Consider the following 25,751-nt stretch of genomic DNA (forward strand, 5'->3'; position numbering starts at 1 on the left):
ATTATTGTATTATTAAGAATCTAACACTCTTTTCAATAACCTTGTTATCCAGCGTTTTTGCGACAATATAACACCTATAATTACCATTTTTAGGTTCCGAATTTACAGGCTCAATACCATCCCAACCCCAATTAGCATCATTTTGAAGTGATGTTGCATCATCTGAGGTAAACTCATAAGCTAGGTTACCCCAACTATCATAAATATACATAGATATTTCTGTAATACCTCTAAACAATGGTCTGTACATATCGTTAACACCATCGCCATTAGGAGAAAATACTGTTGGTAAAATTACTGATGCTCCTTTACCTACTACAATGGTTTTGGTTATAGATGTTGCACAACCAGCACTGTTATAAAGTGTAAGAGTAACATCATAAATTCCATCCGTTGTATATGTATGGAAAACAGTTTCTATATTTTCATCATTTTCATTTGCATCTAAATCATCTGGATAATAGAAAGTTTTAAACGGTGTATTATCATCAAAATCCCATTCTATATAAGTATAAACATTAGGGTTAAAAATTGTTGAATTTGCAAAGTTTAAATTTGTAAACTCAATACTTGAATTTACTTCATAATAACCAAAGTTTTCAAATTCTATAGAAGTAAATTCAAAATCTGGCTCCATTGTTTCCAATGTAATATCTCTAGATATTGAACATCCATCTGAATTAGTTACGGTAACAACACCTGTTGTTACAAGTCCTGCACTAATTTGAAGTTCATAGAAATTATTTCCAAGATCTTCTACTGTAACAGCAGCACCATTATACGTAAATATAAGGTTTGAATCTTTGGAAGTTACTTCCATTAAAATAATACCTGTTTCTCCAGTACATAAATCTTGATCAAATACTAAGTTTTCGATTGCAAACTGACTTCCATTTTCAATACTAAAAGTAAAAGGTTCAGTTGTACAACCTCCACTATCAGTTACTGTAACTCTATACAAGCCGGCTTCTAAATCACAAATATTATAATAGTTATTATTTTTAGGTGTTATTGATTTCCAAACCTGATTTTGAGGATTTTTATATTCTAATAAGAAAGAAGTATAAATTCCTGTTCCTCCAGTATAATCTAGGTTAGCACAGCCTAATTCATTCTCATCACCACAACCAGATATATCTGTTGAACTTAATAATTCTACATATAAAGGCTCTAAAGATTCAATTGTAAAGGTTTCAGATTGTGCATTACAACCTAAAGCATCTTCAACTGTAATAACATAATCTCCTGGTAGAAGTCCCGTTATTGTGGTTTGATTTTGTTTAAATCCGTTTGGACCTTCCCACGAAACATTATAGAATGGTTGTCCACTTGCATCAATATAAGGAACACCTCCAAAAATATCAACAGCTATAGATGCATCATCACCCGTACAAGAAATTTGAGTTACAGTACTATTTAATGATATAGGTGAAGAAACTTCTATACTACCAGTTCTAATTGCTCCACAATTATCGTATACCAACTCATATTCGTAAACTCCTGTAGCAGTTGCTTGTCCGCTTATGGTTACTATCATTCCTGTTGCAGTTGTAGTTTTTGTATAACTTATTCCGCTTGGCAAACCATTAACAGTAATAATACTTGGATCTGGAATAGTTCCTGTAATAGTATAAACAATAGCTTCTATTGAATCGTTAAACGAACATATGGTTTGATTTTCTGAACCACTATTTGTAGCCAACACAGCATTTACTCCTGCATATAAATTTTCAATTTGAATTTGTAAACTTGCACTACAATTTGAATTTCCTATAGTTTGAATTTCAAAATTAAAGACTCCTGTACTTAATGGCGCTCCGGTTAATTCCCATAATCCAGTACTTGCATTAATTTCAGTTGCCGTAATATAACTTGGTAATAAACTTAAATCTATTGTTGTACCAATAGGGCTAACCGTAAATTGAATTGGATCTATTGCTTTATTTTGACAAACAGATTGGGTAACTGTTCCTGAATTTGCTACTAATGTAATTTCTGGAGTTTCTTCAATAGTTAAATTAAACTCCGTTGAAGTATTTCCACATTTACTAGTAACAGTTATTTCAAAAGTAGTTTCTGCTAATACATTAGTTGGTGTTCCAGAAAGAATTAGCTCACCGTCTTTTACCAAATAATTAATTCCTAAAGGTAAAGGAGTTGTAAATGTTACATCAGACTGTAATACACTTAAAGGTAATTCATATCTTAATGTTTCCATTGGAGATCCCACACAAATAACTTGATTTATAGATCCGCTATTTAAATCTATAAATGCATTATCTTCTACTACAATACTTCCTTCAATTATTTCACTACAATTAGAATCTGATGTAATACTATAATTATATGTTCCAACAAGTGTTGGTGTTCCATCTATAACAGCACTACCAGTTACAGGGTCAGCAATAAATGAAACCCCAGGAGGTAAAACTCCATTAAGTTGTAATGTTAAACCAGCTGTTCCTTGGTACTGAATAGCACTTGTTAAGCTACTATTTACACAAACAATTTCATCTGTACTACCATTTGTTAATGCTACACTATCTGGAGCTGTAATAGTTATAACTCCCGTTGTTGAAGTACCTGAACAAATACCTTGTGTTTCTATAGTATAAGTATAAGCACCAACTGCTCCATTGTTTGTTCCTGAAATAGTTACAATACCAGCGTCTATATTCCATATAATTCCAGAAGGTAACCCTGTAATATTTACACCTGTTGCACTACCACTCAATTCAAATAATATTGGTTGAATGGATTCATTAGGACAAATTGTTTGATCAATAGTATCCTCAGAAACTGCTGTTATTTTATCATTTTCATTAATATCAATTGTTCCACTAAATGTTGAATTACAAGAAGTAGAAAGTCCAGAAGAAACAACTGTATAAGTATAGTTACCAGTTACTGTTGGCGTTCCTGAAATAGTTAATACATTTGCTGTAAATGAACTAATAACACCAGATGGTAAACCTTCTACATAAGCGTTTGTTGCATCTCCTTGAATATTAAAACTAATATTTGAAATAGCTTCACCTTCACAAATTGTTTGATAAATTTCAGCATTTGCTACAGGATATATACTCGAATCTACAACTGAAACTTCTGCTGTTGTAGGCTCTAAAAGCGTAGGTGGATTACAATTTGCACTTCCACTATCTTCTACATTAACTAATTTAATATCGAAATTACCAGCTGTAGTAGTTGGTATCGTTATTACAACACTATCACTATTATTAATACTAGAAATTGTATTCGTTATACCATTAACAGTATAAGTAAATGTATAAGGAGCAATACCATTTGTTGCAGTAAATGTTATGCTTGGTGCTGTTTCATCTTTACAAACTTCAAACGTATTTAAACCTGTTATAGTTGCTGAAATTGCAGGTTTTAGAATCACATTTATTTCTGCTGTATTTGAACAACCACTAGTGGATGTTCCAATTACATACAAGGTTTGATTAGCAGTTGGACTATATGTATAAACATCAGTTGTTGCCAATGAAACTGGTACTCCAGCTGAGTTTAACTCATACCATTCGTAACTATCAGCACCAGTTGCAGTAAGCGAAATTTCACTTCCTTCACAAACTTCAATAGTATCTAATCCATTCTGAATAAGAACTATTGGTAAATTAGTATTCACAACTATTTCACCTGTAATTGGTGCAGCACAACTTGTTGAAGCTTCTATACTATATGAGAACGTACCACCTTCAATTGGTGTTCCTGATAAAATACCTGTTGCAGTATCAAAAGTAACACCTTCTGGCAATGTACCATTCAATACTAATGATGCAGTGGTTACAGTTGATGGAACCGTTGTTATATTATATGTAATAGCCTCAATAGCCGTATCAATACACACTGTTTGATCTGGTGTTCCAGAAACTATATTTATTTCATTTTCTGTAATCGTAATTGTTCCGGTTTCAATTGCCTGGCTACAACTATTATCTGTTGAAAAAGTTTCTACAGTGTAAGTAAACACACCTGTTTCAGTTGGTGTTCCTGAAATTACAACACTTGAACCACTAACAGTATAACTTATTCCTGCTGGAGCATTTGGAGAGAATACAACTGTTGCTCCTGTTGCACCACCTTCTATATCATATGTAATATTAGTTATTGGTGTATTATTACAAACCAATTGTTTGTCTGAATCTGGTATTTGTAAGTTTAATTTACCCGTTTCATTAATTGTTAATGTTCCAGGGAATGTGGCATCACAACCAACTAACGAACCAGAAACTACAACTGTATAATCAAATTCACCCGCTTCAGTAGATGCTCCACTAATAGTTAAAATACCAGTAGCACTATCATAGTCACTAGTTACTCCATTAGGTAAATTATCGACATATGCATCTTGAGGTGAACCATTTATTTCAAAAATCACGTCTACAATTGGCTCATTTTCACATACTATCTGATTTACTTCAGTTAAGTTTAATGGTTCAATTCCAGCATCTAATATTTCAATAAATGCTTGATTTGGAGCTACAATATCTTCATTATAACAACCTTTATCATCAGAAACACTTAACAAAGTTACCGTAAATGAACCCGCTGTTGATGTTGGTAATTCTGGTACTAAATTAGCTTCATTTCCAGTTGATGTAACACTTCCTGTTATTGGTGCATTTAATAAAACTGAACTTATTTCATATGTAAATGTATAAGGTGCTGCTCCGTTGGCTCCAACAAATGTTATAGTTGGTGCAGGTGCATCTTTACATAGTTCAAAATCGTAAGGAGTTTTAATTGTTCCTGTAATAGCTGGTTCTATAGTTACAGTTATTTCATCTGTATTTTCACATCCAAAAGAATCTGTTCCAGTTACTGTGTATGTAGTAGATATGGTAGGTGTAAATGGTACTCCATCTACTACTCCATTACTCCATACATAACTACTTGCCGTTCCTGACGCTGTAAGTGTTAGTTCTTCTCCTGCACAAACAGTAATATCTGCACCTGCATCTACAGTTGGTGCTTCTCTAACAGTAACCGTTACTGAATCTGATTGTACTTGATTACAAGCTGTACTAGAATCTTCAACACTTCCTAATGTATAGGTATAAACACCAGCAATAGCTGTAGGAACATTAATCTCTGCAGTATTACCTGTAGAAGCAATTGTTTGTGTTGCTCCTGTAGGATCGGTATACTCAAACATATAAGCATCTGTACTATTTGAACCTGTTAAGGTAATTGTTACAGGAGTATCCATACAAACCTCAGTATCTGAAATTGCAATAGAAGCACTAGGTAATGGATTTACTATTACTGTTGAAGTTGCAACTGCGCTTTCACAATTCGGTGCATTTACTTCTGTTATATATACGGTATAATCACCTGCAATATCTGTATCAAAAGTAGCTACATTTCCTGGAGGAGTTGCTCCTAATGGAACAGTCCAGGTATAATTATAATAATCACTTGTACTAGGAGTTGCAGTAATTGTTGCTAAATCTCCTTCACAAATTGTTGCACTATTAACTGTTACTTCTGGTAATGGATTTACAATAATTTCACCAGTATATGCTACTGCACAACCAATTGAAGAGTCTATACTATATGAGAAAGTTCCACTCTCAGTTGGTATTCCTGATAGTATTCCTGTTAAAGAATCAAAAGTAACTCCTTTTGGTAATGTGCCATTTAATACTAATGCTGCTTGTGTTGCTGTTGATGGGGCAGTTGATATACTATATGTAGTAATGTCAATAGCTGTTCCAAAACAAACTGTTTGATCTGCTGTTCCAGAAACTATATTTATTTCGCTTTCAGTACTAGTAATTGTTCCAGTTTCAATTGCTTGATCACAACTGTTATCTGTAGAGAATGTTTCTACAGTATATGTAAATACTCCTGTTTCGGTTGGTGTTCCTGAAATTATAACACTTGAACCACTAACAGTATAACTTATACCTGCAGGAGCATTTGGTGAAAATACAACTGTTGCTCCTGTTGCTCCACCTTCTATATCATATGTAATATCATTTATTGGCGTATTATTACAAACCAATTGCTCGTTAGATCCTGGTATTTGCAAGTCTAATTTTCCTGTTTCATTAATAGTTAATGTTCCAGGGAATGTGGCATCACATCCAACTAACGAACCAGAAACTACAACTGTATAATTAAATATACCTGCTTCGTTTGGCGTTCCGCTTATGGTTAAAATACCTGGGTCTCCAAAAGTTACTCCTGGTATATAATCACTTGTTACACCAGCTGGTAAATCATCTACATACGCATTAAGAGGAGAACCATTTATTTCAAAAACTACATCTACAATTGGCTCATTTTCACATACTATTTGACTTACTTCAATTAAATTTAATGGATTAATACCTGCATCTAACACGTTTACAAATGCTTGATTTGGAGCTATTAAATTTCCATTATTACAGCTTCCTGAATCTTCCACATTTATTAAAGTTATTGTAAATGAGTCTGCTGTTGATGTAGGTAATTCTGGCACTAAATTAGCTTCATTACCTGTTGATGTTATAGTTCCTGTTACTGGAGTTGCTAATAAAGCTGAACTTATTTCATATGTAAATGTATAAGGTGCTGTTCCGTTAGCTCCAACAAATGTTATAGTTGGTGCAGTTGCATCTTTACATATCTCAAAATCGTAAGGAGTTTTAATTGTTCCTGTAATAGCTGGTGCAATAGTTACAGTTATTTCATCTGTATTTTCACATCCAAAAGGATCCGTTCCAGTTACTGTATATGTAGTGGATAAAGTAGGTGTAAATGGTACTCCATCTACAACTCCATTACTCCAAACATAACTACTTGCTGTTCCTGTTGCTGTAAGCGTTAACTCTTCTCCTGCACAAACAGTAATATCTGTACCTGCATCTACAGTTGGCACATCTCTAACAGTAACCGTTACTGAATCTGATTGTACTTGATTACAGGCTGTACTAGAATCTGCAACGCTTACTAATGTATAAGTATAAACACCAGCTGCAGCTGTTGGCACATTAATCTCTGCTGTATTACCTGTAGAAACAATTGTTTGTGTTGCTCCTGTAGGATCTGTATATTCAAATTCATATGTATCTGTACCATTTAAACCTGTAAAGGTGATTGTTACAGGAGTGTCCATACAAACTTCAGTATCTGACGTTGTAATGGTTGCACTAGGTAAAGGATTTATTGTTACCGTTGAAGTAGCAACTGCGCTTTCACAATATGGCGCATTCACTTCGGTTATATAAACTGTATAATTACCCGCAATATCGGTATCAAAAGTAGCTATATTTCCTGGAGGAGTTGCTCCTGATGGAACTGTCCAATTATAATTATAAATACCACTTATACTTGGAGTTGCAGTAATTGTTGCTAAATCTCCTTCACAAATTATTGCACTATTTACTGTTACCTCTGGCAATGCGTTTTGTTGAACTACTACTTCTTCTATAGTAATACATCCATTGGTATCTTCAGCTTTAATATAATAAGTACCAGGACCTACTGCATTTGGCGTAGCAACAGGTATTGAGGCATCAATATTAGCCCAATAAGTATACGTTAAACCACTATTTAAAGGTGAAATAGTAGTTTCTAAATCTACTGTATCATTTTCACAGATAGGATCTGGATTAACTATTGTTAAACTTGGAGGCGGTGCTACTTCTAAAGTATAACTAACTCCAGTTAACGATTGTGTGCAAGCTGTACTACTTCCATCCGTAACACTTATTAAGTTATAATTAAATGTTCCTGGTGAACTTGTATCAACTATAATTGTTGTAGCTGGACCAACTGAAGTTACAGTTTGTACAGTTCCTCCATCTATATTATACTCGAAAGTATATGGAGCAGTTCCTAAACTACCTGTAAGTGTAATTGTTGTTTGCTCATCAACACAAACTGGTGCTGTTGGACCACTTATAGTTGCTGTTGGTAATGGATTTACAGTTAATGTTCCATTTACAGTTTCACTAACACAAGATGGTCTCTCAACACTTGTTATAGTTACGCTGTAATTATAAGTTCCAGCAGTAAGTGTTGTTGGTGTTGTAAAAGTAGCAACGTTTCCAGGAGGATTTACTCCTGTTGGAACCGTCCAACTATAAGTATAGGTATCTCCAAAAGTTCCTGCCAGATAAGTGTCTCCACTATTTTTTGGAGAAGCAGCGATAGTTCCAACATCTCCCTCACAGATAGTTAAACTATTTACTATAATTTCTGGCGTAGGAACTCCTGTAACTACTACAGGTTGGATACTTGAACAACTTGTTGAAGTTGTTGTTGCTTTAATATAATATGTTCCTGGAGTGGCTGCTTCAGGTGTATAATAAGGGTTTGAACCTGTAGCGTCTGTCCAATAAGACAATGTAATATTGGTATCTGAACCAGCTGTAATACCAACATCTGTTAAATCTGTAGTTCCATTTTCACAAATTGGTAGTGGATCTGTTATTATCAATGTAGGTGCTGCAATTACATCTATTGTAGCAGTTAATACTGCTCCTGATAAATCGGTTTCACAACCATTTGCATCTATAATTCGTTGTAAATCATACGTAAATGAACCAATATTACTTGACGAAGATACTATTTGAATACTGTTATTGCTACCTACTGTTGTTATAGTATTTAAAACAGACCCATTAATAGTATATTCAAAAGTATATGGAGCAATTCCATTAGAACCTGTAAATGTTATTAGGTTGTCCGTACTATTTAAACAAGTATTTCCACCTCCACTTATGGCTGCAATTGGAGATGGATGTACATTTACAATAATGTTTTCTGTTGTTGTACATCCGTGAGGTGTTGTTGCAGGCAACTCTAATTGATAGGTTACAGCTATACTATTACTTGTTGAATTTGTTAATGTTTCAGTAATGGTTCCTGTTCCAGAATTAACACCAGAAGATGTAATTCCTGCAATATCTACTCGTGTCCAAATTACAGGACCAGTTGTAGCTGGAATTGAATTTAGAACAGGTGTATATGTAAATACTTCTCCTGAACATATGTCCGAAATTGGTAATACTGTAAAATCAAGCGATGGTGATGGGTGTACAGTTACTGTTATTATTTCTGTATTTGTACATCCTATATCAGTTGTAATAGTGTATTCATAATCTACTAATACATCATTATTACTTGTATTTATAAGTGTTTCATTAATAGCTCCAGTACCATTATTAGCTGGATTTTGAATATTTGGATTTGCAGACCTAGTCCAACTAAAAGTGGTTCCCGTACTACTTGTTGGAGTATAATTAAATGTTGTATTTGAACAAACCTCATCAGTTAAAGAACTTGATAATACAGGTGGAGCAATTACAGTAATTGGTAATACAGAAGGTATTCCGTTTCCACAATCATTTTTCCCTTCTACAGTAAGCGAACCATCCGTAGCTGACACATTATAATCAATAGTTATTGTATTAGAGTTTGTAGTAATAACACTGCCATTAGGTAAGGTCCATACATATTCAAGAGCGTTAGTAATTGAAGCTACACTATACACATGCCCAGTTGAACCTGCACAAACTTCAGTAGGACCAGTAATTACACCTGCTTCAGCTGGTACTGGGTCAACATCAACTTCAATAATTTCAGTTGAAGTACAACCATTAGCTGTAGTAGCTGGTAAGGTTATTATATATTCAACTGTAATTGTATTATTAGTTGAATTTGTAAGTGTTTCATTTATGGTTCCTGAACCACTACTAGATGAAGAACCATTAATACCTGTAACCCCATTTCTAACCCAACTAATAGCTCCAGTAGTTACTGGTACAGCTTTTGTTTGTGGTGTGAATGAAAAAGAAACTCCAGAACATACGCTTCCAGGAGCATCAGTTACAACTAAATCTAAACTTGGTAATGGGTTTACAATTACAGTAACTGTTTGTGTATTGGTACAACCTTGTGCTGTTGTTAATGTTATTTCATAATCAACAGGTACTGGTACATCAGTTGTGTTTATCAACACTTCATCAATAGTATTAATTCCAAAACCTGCAGCATTTGCAATATTAGGTTGCGCTATACGTTCCCATTCAAAAGTAGTTGTTGTTTTTGCACTAGTAGCTTCATAATGAAATAACTCACCAGAACATACCGCTGGCGGTGTTAAACTACTTGATAATGTTGGCTGTTGTACAACAGTAATTGCGAATGCATCAGAACTTAGTCCTTTTCCACAGGCATTTACACCTTGTACAGTTAAACTACCTGTAGTTGCTGCTGCAGCAAAATTAATAGTAATAGTACTACTTGAAGTAGTAACTTCACTACCATCAGGTAAGGTCCATAAATAATCTACTGCATTCGTAATTTCTGGAGTAGTATATACCACACCTGTTTCACCTGCACACACCGTATTAGGACCAGAAATATCTTTTCCATCTCCCGGAATAGGTGCTACATCTACGCTTACAGTTGTATCTGTAGTACACGTTCCATCATCAATTGTAACATCATAAATAACCGTAACTACATTCTCTGTTAAATTGGTTAAACTAGTTTCATTAATATCTCCAGTACCAGTACTTGAACTTTCTGAAATGGTTCCTGTAGCAGCTCTTTTCCAAGTAAAAGTTGCTGTAGAAATATTACTTGAAAGTGTATGTGTAAAGGAATCTCCTGAACAAATTGAAACTGGTGCCGCAGCTGTTAATATTGGTGAAGGGTTAACGGTAACTTGTACGTCTTGTGTTGAAGTATTTGTACAACCTTCCGATGTTTCTAAGGTATAAGTATAAGTTACAATAATAGGCGAATTAGTTGTATTGGTTAACACCTCATTAATCGCATTTGAACCTAAACTTGTTGCCGGACTAATTCCTGGTACAAAATTTCGTACCCAATTATAATTTACTGCAGAACTACTTGCTGGAGTGTAATTAAATTGAATATCTGAACAAATTGCTGCACTTGTAGGTATATTTGAAAGTGTTGGTGGTGTAATAATGTTGATATAGTATGGACTAGATACTGTTCCGTTACCACAAGCATTTATACCTTGTACGGTTAAGTTTCCTGGCGTAGCCAACGAATCAAAAGTGGTAACTAATGTATTACCTGAAGTTGTATGTGTTGAACCGTTAGGCAAGGTCCATAAATAACTTGTTGCATTTGCAATTAAAGGAACTGTATATGTATTTCCTGCACTACCAGCACAAATATTATTATCACCAGTAATTGTACCTGCTGCATCAGGTAATGGGTTTACATCTACACTAATAGTAGTATTACTTGTACAGCCATTTGCAATAATTTCAAGATTGTAAACAACAGTTACAACACCACTTGTTAAGTTTGTTAATTGTTGATTTATTGGTCCAGAACCTGTACCAGAGCCCGTTGCTATAAAATCACTAGAATTTACAACTGACCAATTAATGGTAGTTGCTGCTGGTTCACTTGTAGGATTGTATATAAAATAGTCTCCAGAACATATTGCTGCTGGTGTACCTGAATTTAATACTGGTGAAGGTTGTACAAGTACATCAAAACTTTCCGTATTAGTACAACCATCTATTGTTGTAATTGTATAGGTATATGTAACTGTAATAGGAGTACTAGTTGTATTTATTAAAGTTTCATTAATTGCTCCATTAATAGCTGTTACAGCACTATTAGAAATACCTGAAACCAAAGATCTTTCCCATTCAAATTGAATACCTTGCAAACTAGCTGGAGTATAACTAAATAATTCTCCCGAACAGACTTCTGCTCCACTAGGGGCATTTGAAAGTGTTGGTGGAACAATTACTGTAATATTAAATGCTGCTGAAACAACACCTGTTCCACAAGCATTTTCACCTTGAACTGTTAAAGTTCCTGAATTAGTTATCGGACCATAATTTAAGGTATTGGTAGCAGTAGTAATTACTGTTGTATTTGTTCCGTCACTATATGTCCAATTATAAGATGTTGCTGCATCAATAGCTGTTACACTATAATTTCCATCAGCCCCTTCACAAACAATAGTATCTCCAGTAATTGTACCTGGAGTTCCTGGTATTGGTAATACATCAACACTTACAGTTGTATTAGTTGTACATCCGTTTGAAATTATTTCTAGATCATAAACAACAGTAATTATATTAGTTGTTGTGTTGGTTAATACTTCACTTATTGCTCCTGTTCCGCTAGTTGCAGTTTCAGCAATACCAGTTGTAGTACTTCTTGACCAATTAATAGTTCCTCCAGGAATACTTGAAGGACTGTATTCATAAGTATCTCCTGAACAGATTTCAGTTGGTGCAGTTGCTAAATTATTTAATGCTGGTAATGGGTTTACAACAACTTGTACATCTTCCGTATTGGCACAACCTTCTGCAGTTGTTAATGTATAAGTATATGTTACCGTTATAGGTGAACTTGTTGTATTTTCTAAAGCTCCTGAAATTGCTCCTGAACCATTAGCTGTATTAACAGTAATACCTGATGTAGGATTTACTACCCAATCAAAACTAGTTGCAGTAGCACTAAGTGGTGTATAACCATATGCATCTCCAGAACAAATTTCATCTAAAACAGAAGCTATATTTGAAAGTGTTGGTGGTGCTATTACTGTAATGTTAATTGCTGCTGAAACAACACCTGTTCCACAAGTATTTTCACCTTGAACTGTTAAAGTTCCTGAATTAGTTATCGGACCAAAATTTAAGGTATTTGTTGTTGTAGTTATTGTTGTATTTGTTCCATCATTAAATGTCCAATTATAAGATGTTGCTCCATCAATAGCTGGTACGCTATAATTTCCATTAACTCCTTCACAAACAATAGTATCTCCAGTAATTGTACCTGGAGTTCCTGGTATTGGTAATACATCAACACTTACAGTTGTATTAGTTGTACATCCGTTTGAAATTATTTCTAGATCGTAAACAACAGTAATTATATTAGTTGTTGTGTTGGTTAATACTTCACTTATTGCTCCTGCTCCGCTAGTTGCAGTTTCAGCAATGCCAGTTGTAATACTTCTTGACCAATTAATAGTTCCTCCTGGAGTACTTGAAGGACTGTATGCATAAGTATCTCCTGAACAGATTTCAGTTGGTGCAGTTGCTAAATTATTTAATGCTGGTAATGGGTTTACAACGACTTGTACATCTTCTGTATTGGTACAACCTTCTGCAGTTGTTAATGTATAAGTATATGTTACTGTTATAGGTGAACTTGTTGTATTTTCTAAAGCTCCTGAAATTGCTCCTGAACCATTAGCTGTATTAACAGTAATACCTGATGTAGGATTTACTACCCAATCAAAACTCGTTGCAGTAGCACTAAGAGGTGTATAACCATATGCATCTCCAGAACAAATTTCATCTAAAACAGAAGGTAGATTTGAAAGTGTTGGTGGTGCTATTACTGTTATTGGTAAAGCACTTGAAGCACCATCACCACAAGTATTAGTTCCATAAACTTCAATATTACCTGAAACGGCACTTGCACTAAAATCTACAGTTATTGTATTAGTAGTAGCTCCAGAAACAATAGTTGCTCCTGCTGGAACTGTCCAAACATAAGATGTTGCATTTGGTATTGCAGGTACAGAGTATGTATATCCAGATGTATCTGCACATACTGTTGTATCTGCACTTGAAATAGCTCCTGCATCTGAAGGTGTTGGGCTTACATCTACAGAAACGATAACTGCATCGGTACAACCATTACCTGTTGCTGGTAAGGTAATTTCATAATCCACTGTAATTACAGCATCTGTAGTATTGGTTAAAGTTTCAGAAATTGGTGTATTATTATTACTTGATCCTGATTCTGTTATTCCCGCTATAGTAGCTCTTGACCATAAAACTGTACCCGAAGTACTACTTGTAGGACTAAAATTAAATATATCTCCTGAACATATTACAGTAAGCGCAGGAGCATTGGTTAATTGTGGTGCTGGGTTAATTGCTACTGAAATAGTTTCAGTTGCTATACATCCTTCAGTTGAAGTTAATGTTACGGTATAAATTGCATTTTGAACTGAAGCAGTTGTGTTTACCAAAACATCAGTAATATCACCTGAACCAGATGCACTACCATCAATTCCACTTTGCACTGGTCTATCCCAAGTAAATGTAACTCCTGGTGTACTCATTAAAGAATGTGTAAAATTATCTCCAGAACATATTGGTGTAGTAGTTGTATTCGTTAAAGTTGGTGATGCAATAACAGTTACTGGAAGCACAGATGCTACTCCAGAACCACATGCATTATTTGCTTGTACAATAATATCTCCATCAACAGCTGTTGAAGTAAAGTTTACAGTTATTTCGTTGGTTGTTGCTCCAGAGACTAAACTAACACCTGCAGGAAGCGTCCAAGTATAACTTGTTGCATTAGGTATTACTCCTGCTGTATACGTTACTCCAGTTTCTCCTGCGCAAACTGTTGTTGCTCCAACTATTGTAGTAGCAACTGGTACAGGTTCTAGAGTAATTCCTAAAGTAGAAATTGATCCATTTCCACAAGAATTAGATGCATACACAGCTACATTTCCATTTATAGCACTAGCACCATAGTCAACCGTAATAATATTATCACTTTGACTTACAATAGTTGCGCCTGTTGGAACACTCCAATTATATGTTGTAACACTTGGATTTGCTGGTACTTGATACACAACTCCTGTTGTTCCAGCACAAAGTGTAGTTGAAGCACTTGATGTTATAGTACCCAAATCTGGTGCTTCGCAATTAATATTTAAAGTAACTACATCTGAAACAGTACTTGAGCTACAAGCTCCAACACCATTAGCTGTTAATGTTAAATCTTCAGTTCCAGGGCAATTATTTGCTAAAGATTGATAACTAGTAGGTGTACCTGCTGTAAAACTACCAATTCCTGAAGTAGACCAATTTTGAGAACTAGCATTAAGTACATTGGTATTATTTATTGTGAATAAAGAAATAGGTTGTCCAGAAATATAACAAACAGCTCCATTATCTCCTGCTTCAACAGTTGGTAATGGTTGAATTGTAATAATTAAATCTTGAATAATTGTTTCTGAAGAAGGACATCCATCATTTGGTGTTAAAATCGCTCTTGCAATTGTAGTTTGTACCGATGTTATTGTTGATGCTAATCCAGAAGTAAACGTAGGTGTTTCTGAATTTATATCAGATAAACTTCCTGGTCCGCTATAAATACTCCATTCAATAGTTTTATAATTATCTGCACTACTATTTAATATAATACTTGGTGTATCAACACAAATAGAAGCATCTGTTACAGTAATTGATGGTTTTTTAGCAATATCAATACGCATAAAACTATTATCAACACTACAAGATCCAGCTCCTGAACCTGTTAAAATTAAATATACATAACCTTGATTAACGTCATCAACGCTTGGTATATATGTTGGGTTGGTATCTGTAGTACTACTAAAAGTTCCACCTATATAACTAGGAACTGAAGTTCCATTACTATTTTGAGCACTTGTCCATACAACACCTCCAGCTGCATTAGCAGCAGTAGCATCAAATAAGGCATACGATTCTCCTTCACAAAGAGTTGTATTGTTTCCTGCAAATACTCCAACTCCTGGTTCAATAGTTAACTTCATATAGTCTGAAGTAATTCCACAACTATTAGAAGCTTTTAAAGTAAGGTATACCTGACCTGCAGTTATATCATCTACACTTGGTGTATAAGTTGGATTTATTGTATTTGCACTTAAAGGATTAAATGTACCCGTTGCTGGACTTGCTCCTGCAATATCATATGAAGCGGTCCATTGTATCGATGTATAGTATAATGCATCTGCATCTGTAATATTAAAAGACGATCCTTCACAAATAGTCGCATCTGAACCAGCATTTACTGTAGGTAACGGAGTAATATCTAAAGTTACTGTATCTGTTGTTTCACCTACACAAGGCGATGGATTAGTTGCATGTAATGTAAATGTTACAATACCTGTTTCATTTATACCAGGTGTATATTGTGGTACTAAACTATTTACAGTACTTGGCAAAATTGTTCCAGTACCATCTGTAGTCCAATTATATGTTGTAGTATTTGGCGAAACACTAGCACCAAAATTTAATGCTATTGGGTTTGTATCTGAACATACTGAAACAAGAGTCCCTGCATCAATTATTGGAGCAGCATTTAAATTAATTTTTATAGTTTCTTCTGCTGTTCCAACACACGGTGTTGTAGGTTGCGCAATTAAAGTTAACAAAATAAATCCATTGTTAATTTCATCAACAGTTGGTGTTATTGAAGGTGTTTCTGTTGTTGCATTTACAGGAACAGATTTATTTGAAACCACTGTTGTATTTGTCCAAGTATAATTAGTACTATTTGTAATAGTTACAACATCTGGTAAAGTAAATGTTTCAGCACAAAAAGTAAATTCATTTTGTGTTGTTGTAATTGTTGGTAATTGTGTTACATTAATAACTACTTCATCAGTAATAGGTCCAGTTGCACAAGCAACATTTGGAGTTGCAGACATTGTAAGAGTTACTGTTCCTGTGTCTCCACTACCCAAAGTATAGGTTGGATTTATTGCAGATGAACTATAATCAAAAGTTCCTGTACCTCCAGACCAAGTTACAGCGCTATAATTAGTAGCTGTTGCTCCACTTAATGTTACTGTTCCTCCTTCACATGCTGATATATCTGCTCCAGCATTAACTGTTGGGTTTGCATATAAAGTAATTGTAGTACTATCATTTATATTTCCACAACTACCTGCACCAGTAGCTTCTAAGTAAACATTAATTGTTGTTACTCCTGTAGGGTTCGTGTAATCTGCCGCAGCTGGAATGTATTTTGGTTGTAAAGGATCTGTGGTTGCTTGAATTGTTCCTGCTCCTGTATGTGTCCACGTATACGTTACTCCATTACTCGCAGTTCCATTTAATGGAATTTCTGTAATACCTTCACAAGCTTCAATTGGTAAACCTGCATCAACAACTGGCAATGGATTAATTGTAATAGATACTGTATCAGAAACTGGAGCTGGACAGCTTGCTGGACCTGAAGCTTCTAAAGTTACATTAACTATTCCTGAAGCTCCAACATTAGGAACTATTTCTGGAGTAAGTGTTGTTTCTGTTCCTGCTGTAATTGTTGCAGGGCCTGTAATAGACCAGTTAAACACACCATTTCCATTTGAAATAGAAGCATCTGAAATTATATAAGTTTCATTTTCACAAATTGCAGTTCCTGTTCCTGCTTCAACTTGAACAGAAGGAGCAATAGTTAAATCTAAATCTTCTGAAACATCTGTACAAGATCCATCTAAAGCAATTGCTGTTAATGTTAATGTAACCGTACCTGTTTGTGTAGGATCTGGAGTGTAAATTGTAGCTGCTGTATTTGATGGTGAAAAAGTTCCTAAACCATTAGACGATGTCCAAAGTAATGAAGCATAATTTGAAGCTATTGCTTCTGCCGCAGTAATTGTTAAGCTTTCACCCTGACAAATAGTGCTTGTTGAAGGTATACTTACTTCTGGACTTGGAATAATAGTAATAGTTTTTGTAGAAATTACATCATTAGCAGTTCCACAAGTTGTATTTGCATATGCCGTTAATGTTAGTGTTACATTTCCTGTTTGACCTACTGCAGGAATAAATTCTGGTGTTAAAGTTGTTTCTGTACCAGCTGTAATAGTTCCACCACCAGATACTGTCCATAAAATTGAACTTGCATTGGTTGCTGTTGCTTCACTAGCTAATAAGGTATAAGAAGCTCCTTCACAAATTGTAACGGATCCTCCTGCATTTGCAGTTGGTTTTTTCAAAATAGTTACAACTACAGCATCCACTACTTCAGCACAATTGGTATCACTAACTGCATGTAATGTTAGCGTTACTGTACCATTATTTAAATCTAAAGTACTTGGAGTATAACTTGTATTTTCAGTGGTTGAAAAGGTTGCTCCTGTTGAACTAGTTGTCCAATATACACTTGAAGCATTTGTTGCAGACCCATTTAAAATAATATCTTCACCTTCACAAATAGACATATCTGCCCCGGCATCTACAATTTGTTCTGGCGCTAAGTTTAAAGTAATATCATCAAAAACAGGCGTTGCACAAGGTGCTAATGGATTTGCAGTAAGTCTTAATACTATTGGTAAACCTGATGCTATTTCTGTAGCACTTGGTGTATATGTTGGATTTAAAATACCATTATTACTAAATGTACCAGGAGTACCACTTGTTGAAGTCCATAATAACGAATCATAATCTTGCCCTGTAACTCCAGTAATTACAAAAGGTTCCGAAGCACAACTAGTTCTGTTTTCTAATCCAACATCAACAGTAGGATTTGCAATTATATTTACAGTTGTAGTTGCAGTTGCTGGAGTACAAGTTGTAGCTCCTGTTGCAGTAAGTTGTATGGTAAACGAACCATTTAAAATATCATTAGCTCCTGGTATATATTCTGCTAACGTTAAATCGTTTGCAAAAGAAAATGTTCCGTCTGAAGCTCCAATTGGTTCCCATAAATAAGAGCTAGCATTTGCAGTAGTTGCAATTGAATTTACAGCAAAACTTGTTCCTTCACATATTTCTGAAGTAGGATTGGTAATTGTAACTTCAGGAGCATCTATAATTGTAATTACAATTTCATCATAATCTTCTAAAGCACAAGTTGCATCGCTAGTTGCTGTTAAACGTAAAGTTACTGTACCATTGGTTTTATCTGCACCAGAAAAAGTATAGTTTGAAATTGGGTTGTTTGGATTACTAAATGTAGCACTACTTGACGAACTTGTCCATTGGTAAGTTGTATTTGCCGTTGTGTTTGAAACTGTTACCGTATTTAAATCTATTGAAGTTTCTGAACTACAAATCGTTGCAACATTTGTTCCTAAAGTAACCTCTGGCGCATGTATTTTATTAATGGTAAATTCTTTAGACACTACATTTGCACAAGGAGTATTTCCTGTTACTGATACTCTTATTACTACAACCTCACTATCTGAAGCTGGAATATATTCTGGTGTAGCTATATTGTTTACTGAAATGCTACCTGTACCACTAATTATTTGCCAGTTATATGTACTTGCATCTTCATTGGTGAAAATAGCTTCTAATTGTTTATTTGTTCCTTCACAAAAAGTATAATTTGTTTGGGTTGCATCAATTGTTGCATTTTCTAAAATGTTAACACGAATAGTTTCCGTTAAAATATTTCCAGCACAATTTCCTATTGGAGTTACTGTAATAGTTAAGTCTGAATATCCATTATTAATATCCGTAGTGCTTGGTGTAAAAACAGGTTCTAAATCCAAAGGATTTCCTTGAGTTATTGTTCCTGGTGATGTTGCAGACCAAACTACCGAAGCAACATTACTAAAATCTGTAATAGTTACTTGCCCTGGTTGTACTTGATAGGTAGCGTCTTCACAAATATCTACACTAGCAGGGCTCACCGTAAGTGTAGGATTTTTTACTATTGTATGTGTTACATTAGCAATAGCAGTTGCAGCACATGGTGAAGTAGCCGTTCCAGTTAAAGTTAAATTTACTTGTCCGTTATCTATTTCTGTAGGTCCTGGTTGGTAAGTTGTAACTACAGCATTTATTGAGCCTGTAAAAATACCATCACCTCCATTATTTGTCCATACTAAATTACCACCTGCAATATCTACAAAAGAAACAGTAGCATCTGTAGTTGTAATTGTTTCTCCTTCACAAATATTTTGAGGAGTTCCAATGTTAACAACCGGATTTCTTTCAATAGGGATAGTTACTATTTCAGTAACTGGTGTTGTTCCACAATTTACAGTAGGTTTGGCTTCAATAGTTAATTCAATATAACCTAAATTAATATCTGTAGTACTTGGTGTTACGGTTGGGTTTAGTGTTGTTTCATTATTTATAATAGTTTCTGTTGTAGAAGTGTAGATAAAACTTAATGCGTCGGTTATAGTAGTTCCTAAAACTTGCACGCCTTTTGCATCTTCACAAATTGTAGCTTGATTCGCTACAGTAATTTCAGGTAACTTAGCTATACTAACAGTAATAGTTTCTGAATAAGGAGCTGCACAAGGACTTACAGGATTCGCAGTTAATGTTAAATCTACAGTACCTGCAGAAATATCAGCAGTAGAAGGTATGTATGTAGGATTTATAATATTTGTTATTCCTCCAGCAAAAGTACCTGTACCTGATGTAGTCCAAACCAAACCGCTATAAGTTCCTGCAGTTGCTGTAGCTGTTATAATTTGAAAAGGAGTTTCACATTGCGATAAATTACCACCTGCATTTGCAATAGGCTCTGGGATAAACGTTAAGGTAATATCCTCACTTTGTGGCGCTAAACATGGTGCTGTAGGAGTTACTGTTAACGTTAATGTTACATTTCCTGAAGCAATATCAGCAGCGGTTGGTGTGTAAATAGGATTTAAAGGGTCTCCAGAAGTGGTAAAACTTCCTGTTCCTGTTGAAGTCCAATCTGCTAATGTTACTGGTTCGTAATTATTAGCAATACTTGTTCCTGCTATTGCAAATGATGTTTCACTTGCACAAACAGTTGCTGTGCCTGCTGTTGTAATTATAGGTAACGGTTCTAAATTTAAAACAATAGCATCTGTAATAGTTTCAAAACAAGGAGCTAAACCAGTAGCTGTAATAGTAAGCGTTACTGAACCCAACCCAATATCTGCAATAGACGGTGTATATTGTGCATTTGATACATCATTTTGAGTACCTCCCCAAGTTCCAGTACCTGTTGATGTCCAGGTTACATTAGAATAATGATTAGCACTAGCTGAAAGTGTGGTGTATGAAGTTCCTTCACAAATAGTAGCTGTTGCAGGGCCAGCATCAACAATAGGATCTTCAACAAAATTTAAAGTTACAGTATTAGTTGTACTAGAATTACAATTTAAAGGATCTCTAGCTGCTTCTAATGTTAATACTACAGAACCAGAAGTAATATCTGTTACTGATGGATTGTAAAAAATAGCTGTTGTAGTATTTAAAGGGTTTGGTGAAGGTGTAAAAGTTCCAGAACCCGAAGTTGTCCATTCTAAAGTATCATAATCTATAGCAGTTACTCCAGTAATTTCAAAAGGTGCCGTATCTGTACAAACATCTATGCTTGAATTTATTACATTAACTGTTGGTATTTTGTTAATGGTTAAAGTCATTTCATCTTCAGCATCAGAAAAACAAGGACTGTCTTTAAGAGCTGTTAATTTAAGTGTTGCATACCCATTATTAATATCGGCAGTACTCGGATAATATGTTGGTGACAATGTATTACCCCCAGTAAAAGTACCTCCACTAGGTCCTGCAGACCAAAATACAGTTCCGCTTATATTAGATGCTGAAGCTGTTGTTATTGTATAATCTCCTCCTTCACAAATATCTGCATCTACACCTGCATCTGCTGTTGGATTTGCAATAATAGTAACCGTTGTTGAAGCTCCTAAACTCGGTGAAGTACAAGGTCCAATAGGCTCTCCAACTAATGTAAATGTAATTGTTCCTGTTTCACTAGAAGATGAATTATAAGTTGGAGTTAAAGTCGTGTCATTATCAAATGTACCTGTACCACTACTTCTCACCCAATAAACTGAACTCGTGTTTGTTGACGAACCTGACAAGGTAGCGCTTTGTCCTTGACAGATACTTTGTGCTAAACCAGCATTAACAGTTGGATTTTGTTGAATAGTTATTGTAACATCATCCGTTATAGGTCCGCAACTAGTTTGAGAGCCTTCTAATGTAAAAGTAACAGAGCCAGAACTTATATCACCAGGACTAAAGGTATAAATTGGATCTTCATTTGATGAATTGTCAAAAGAACCAGAACCAGAACTTGTCCATAATAGTGAAGCTGCATTATTAACAGTACCATTTAATTGATATGTTGGCTGACTTTCACAAATAGTGTCATCTCCACCAGCATCTACTGTAGGTTCTGCATTTATGGTATAAATAAATGTTTCCTCAGCAACTGTGCCACAAGAGCTTGTAGGCTGTACCGTAACAGTAAAGGTAATATTTGTATTTAAATCAGCACTACTTGGTGTAAAAATTGGTGTTGCTGAATTTTCTGTTCCATTAAACGAACCTGTACCACTACTAGTCCAAAGAATAGTACCTGGATTTTGAATAGTCGCACTTAAATTTAATGGAGTTATAGGACTTGCACAAACTATGGCATCTGCAATAGGATCAATTATTGGGTTTTTTTCAATTGTTAAAATTGTTTCACTTGTTTCAAATGAACAAGGAGATTTACCATAGGCTGTTAGTGTTAATGTAACTGTTCCATTTATTTTATCATTAACTCCCGGTATATAAGTAGGTGTTTCACTCTTTATATTTGTAAAATGTCCATCTCCATTATGTGTCCAAGCAAAAGATGCAGCATTGGTAATAGTAACATTTGCTATATCAGGTGTAAAATTTCCATCTTCACAAATAGTTGTTGCAGCAATTGTGCTTACTATTGGTGGCTCTATAATAGTTACATCTACTGTTACTGGATCACTTTGCGCACAAGAACCACCTGAAGTTGTAACTAATGTAAATGTTATTGGGTTTAAAGTAGCTGCATTTAAAACATCGGCAGTACTAGGTGTATATGTTGCTGTAGTTCCTGTACCGTTAGGTACTAATGTCCCAGAAATTCCAGATGGTTTACTCCAAATATAACCCGTAGCAAATTGAGATCCTACAGCACTTAATGTTATAGGTGTAGTGTTACATACAGCACCTCCACCACTTACAACTGCAGTTGGTTGTCTATCAATGTTAACTAAAATATCTTGATATGTAGTTGTACCACAATTATCGGTTACGTTTAAGCGTACTGTAGCAAAACCATTGTTTATACCTGTTGCAGAAGGTGTAAACTCTACTCCTGTAGCTAATTGATTGTATAAATCTCCTGCATTTGCAGGAAGCACTTCCCAATTATAAGTTGCATAAGGGTTTGTTATACTTGCTCCAATAAAATGATTTGTTGCTGTTTCACAAATTGTAATATTTGGGCTACCAGTTATATTAATTATTGGAGTTGGCTCTACAGTAATAGTAACACTGTTAGTTTCTGTACAACTACCAGAACCCGAAGTTTCTACCAATGTATAAGTAGTAGTTACCGAAGGTGTTACATTAGGATTTGAAACAGATGAACTAAATCCTGCTGGACTACTAGTCCAATTATATGTAGATCCTGCTACAGGTGCTGCACCAATACTTATAGCATCACCTTCACAAATTGTAGCATCAGCGGCAACAGTTGCTGTTGGATTGGGTAATAAGGTAATGGTAAAATCTTCTGAAACGGTACAACCTGTACTTTTGTTTGTAATAGTTAATGTATAGTCTTCAGTTTGAGTAACTGTAGTGTTAAATTCTGAAGTAGGATCAATCAACCCTGCACTTGAAGTCCATACATAATCAAGATTGGCAGGTGTAGTTCCTATAGGGTATCCAAATGTTAAGTTTTCACCATAACAATGGTTTTCATCTACAATATTTAAAATAGAAGGTAAAGGATTTACTGTTATTGTACTTATAGGTGAATAAGCAGGAGCACAAACACCATTTTGTACAACTGCTCTATAATATGTTGTTTGGGTTAACCCTGTATAATTTAATAAATTTGTTGTATTAGCTATAGTAGACCAATTAACAGTATCTGTTGAAGATTCCCAACGGATAATATTTCCTATTTGACCACTTAGGGTAATTGTACCAAGTGATACATCATTCTGACAAACATCAAAATTAGTAGGTGCAATTATACCTCCATCACTTGCTTTATCTACTTGAATATAAGCTGGATTTGAATAATCTATTGAACCACCACTAGACAATACAGCTCTATAATATAAAGAGGTTGTATTATTTGTACTTGTATAAGTTGTAGATGTACTTGCAATATTTGTATTACCACTTGAGAAATCAGCCACGGTAGAAGATTCCCAATTTAGAACAGTTCCTGTATGCCCAATTAATACTAGCGAAGCACTTGAATTATAACAAACAGTAGTTCCACCAGTTACTGAACCTCCAATTGCATTAGGATATACATTAACAGTTACAGGCGTACGTGCACTTTCGCAACCACTTAAACTTTGAGAAACATAGTATATACCTGTTGTTAAACCTGTTAATACAGGTAATGCAGAACCTCCTGAAGGAGTGTTATACCAATTTACTGTGGCTCCTGCCGTAGGAGTACTCGTTACCAAATCACTAATAGTATAACCAGTTCCTGTAAAATCTTGCGCACTCGCTGTTAAAGGGGTCGGTGTTGCAGGTTGTGCATCAATAGTAACATTTGTACTATTAGAAATACAACCATTAGCATCTGTTACTGTATAAGTATATGAACCTGTAGAAATATTATTAATTGGTAAACTACTTGTATTTCCAGTACTTATAACTCCTCCTGGGTTTCTAGTAATTGTATAACTTCCAGAGGGTAAACTATTAAATATTACACTTCCAAACGGTGTTGAACAAGTAGGTTGTGTTATAGTTTGTACAACAGGTGCAGCAATTGTTGGTTGGTTATTAATTGTAGCAGTACTTGATACTGCAGAGGTACAACCATCGCTATTAGTTACTGTAAAACTATAAGTATCTGGAGAAAGGTTAAGCTCTGTATAACTAGTACCACTACCGGCATATGTATATGTAGGAGTTGAAACTCCAGTAATATTTAAAGTCCAACTACCCGTAGCAGGTAAACCAGTAAGTGGTATGCTACCTGTAGCTACCGTACACGTTGTTTGTGTTGGCACGCCTACAACAGGCGCTGTAGGTACTGGTGGCGCAGCGTCTATTGTTATATTTGGTAAACTTATGGTACACCCACTATCATTACTTACAGTGAAATTATAGTTTCCTGGTGCAAGCCCCGTATAATCATAGGCAGAACCACTTCCATTTACACCTGTTCCTCCATAACTTATAGTCCAATTACCACTAGTGGCAGGTAAGCCCGAAAATTGAACTGTCCCTGTAGCTGTTGTACAATCAGGATGAATAATTGTTGTTGTTGGTGTATTTGGTAATGCATTTACTGTAATTGTAACTGCATCTGTATTTTCACAACCGTTGGCATCTTTAATAGTAGCAGTATAAGTAGTAGTAGCAGTAGCTAAAAATTCAACACCTTCTGTTATACCATTATCCCAAGTCACAACACCCCCACTTGAAGTTGTAGTTAAAGTAACCGGATCTAGCTCACATACGGTTGTATTAGCCGACGGATTAATACTAATTGTAGGGTTTGAGATTGTTATTGTTGCTAAAACACCCGCAGTACTATTATCAAAACTATCTGTAACTTCACAATAATAATCTCCTGCATCTGTAGGCGTAGCACCTGTTATAGTAAGTGTAGTTGAATTGCTCCCCGATATATTTCCAACATCACTAAGCGCTGCTCCTGAAGAATTGACACCTCTATACCATTGGTATAATAAAGGTCCGTTTGTTGTTGTGGCATTAACTGTAAGTGTTATACCTTCTCCCGCACAAACCGTTTGATTTGCTAATGGCTGCACAGTAATTACAGGTGTTAAAACCGTTTTTACTCCATCAATTGGTGAAAAAACATCGTTAAAACCATCAAAAATAGCTTTATGTTTTGTTGCAGATTTAACACCTAAAACAGGCCCTAATTCATTACTTGAAATTGAAATAACATTACTATAAACACTTGTATAAGAACATAATACAAGAAACGAGTACGCGAATAAAAAGACACTGCTTTTTATTGACTTAATGAGGGGTTTGGTCAACATA

The 25,751-nt window shown here is 35.1% G+C and carries 1 protein-coding gene; it reads right to left on the reverse strand.

Annotation, left to right across the window (positions count from 1 at the left end):
• Nucleotide 1: 1 nt before the first annotated feature.
• A complete protein-coding gene (locus tag MHL31_RS08430) occupies nt 2-25,750 on the reverse strand; it encodes a PKD-like domain-containing protein (protein ID WP_240225491.1) in 25,749 nt (8,582 codons plus the stop codon).
• Nucleotide 25,751: the final 1 nt, after the last annotated feature.

This window comes from Lutibacter sp. A80, from assembly GCF_022429645.1.
Classification (GTDB): domain Bacteria; phylum Bacteroidota; class Bacteroidia; order Flavobacteriales; family Flavobacteriaceae; genus Lutibacter.

Bases quoted from the DNA above. Each gene is read 5' to 3' on its own strand.
- MHL31_RS08430 (WP_240225491.1), bottom strand. From the start codon at position 25,750: ATGTTGACCAAACCCCTCATTAAGTCAATAAAAAGCAGTGTCTTTTTA.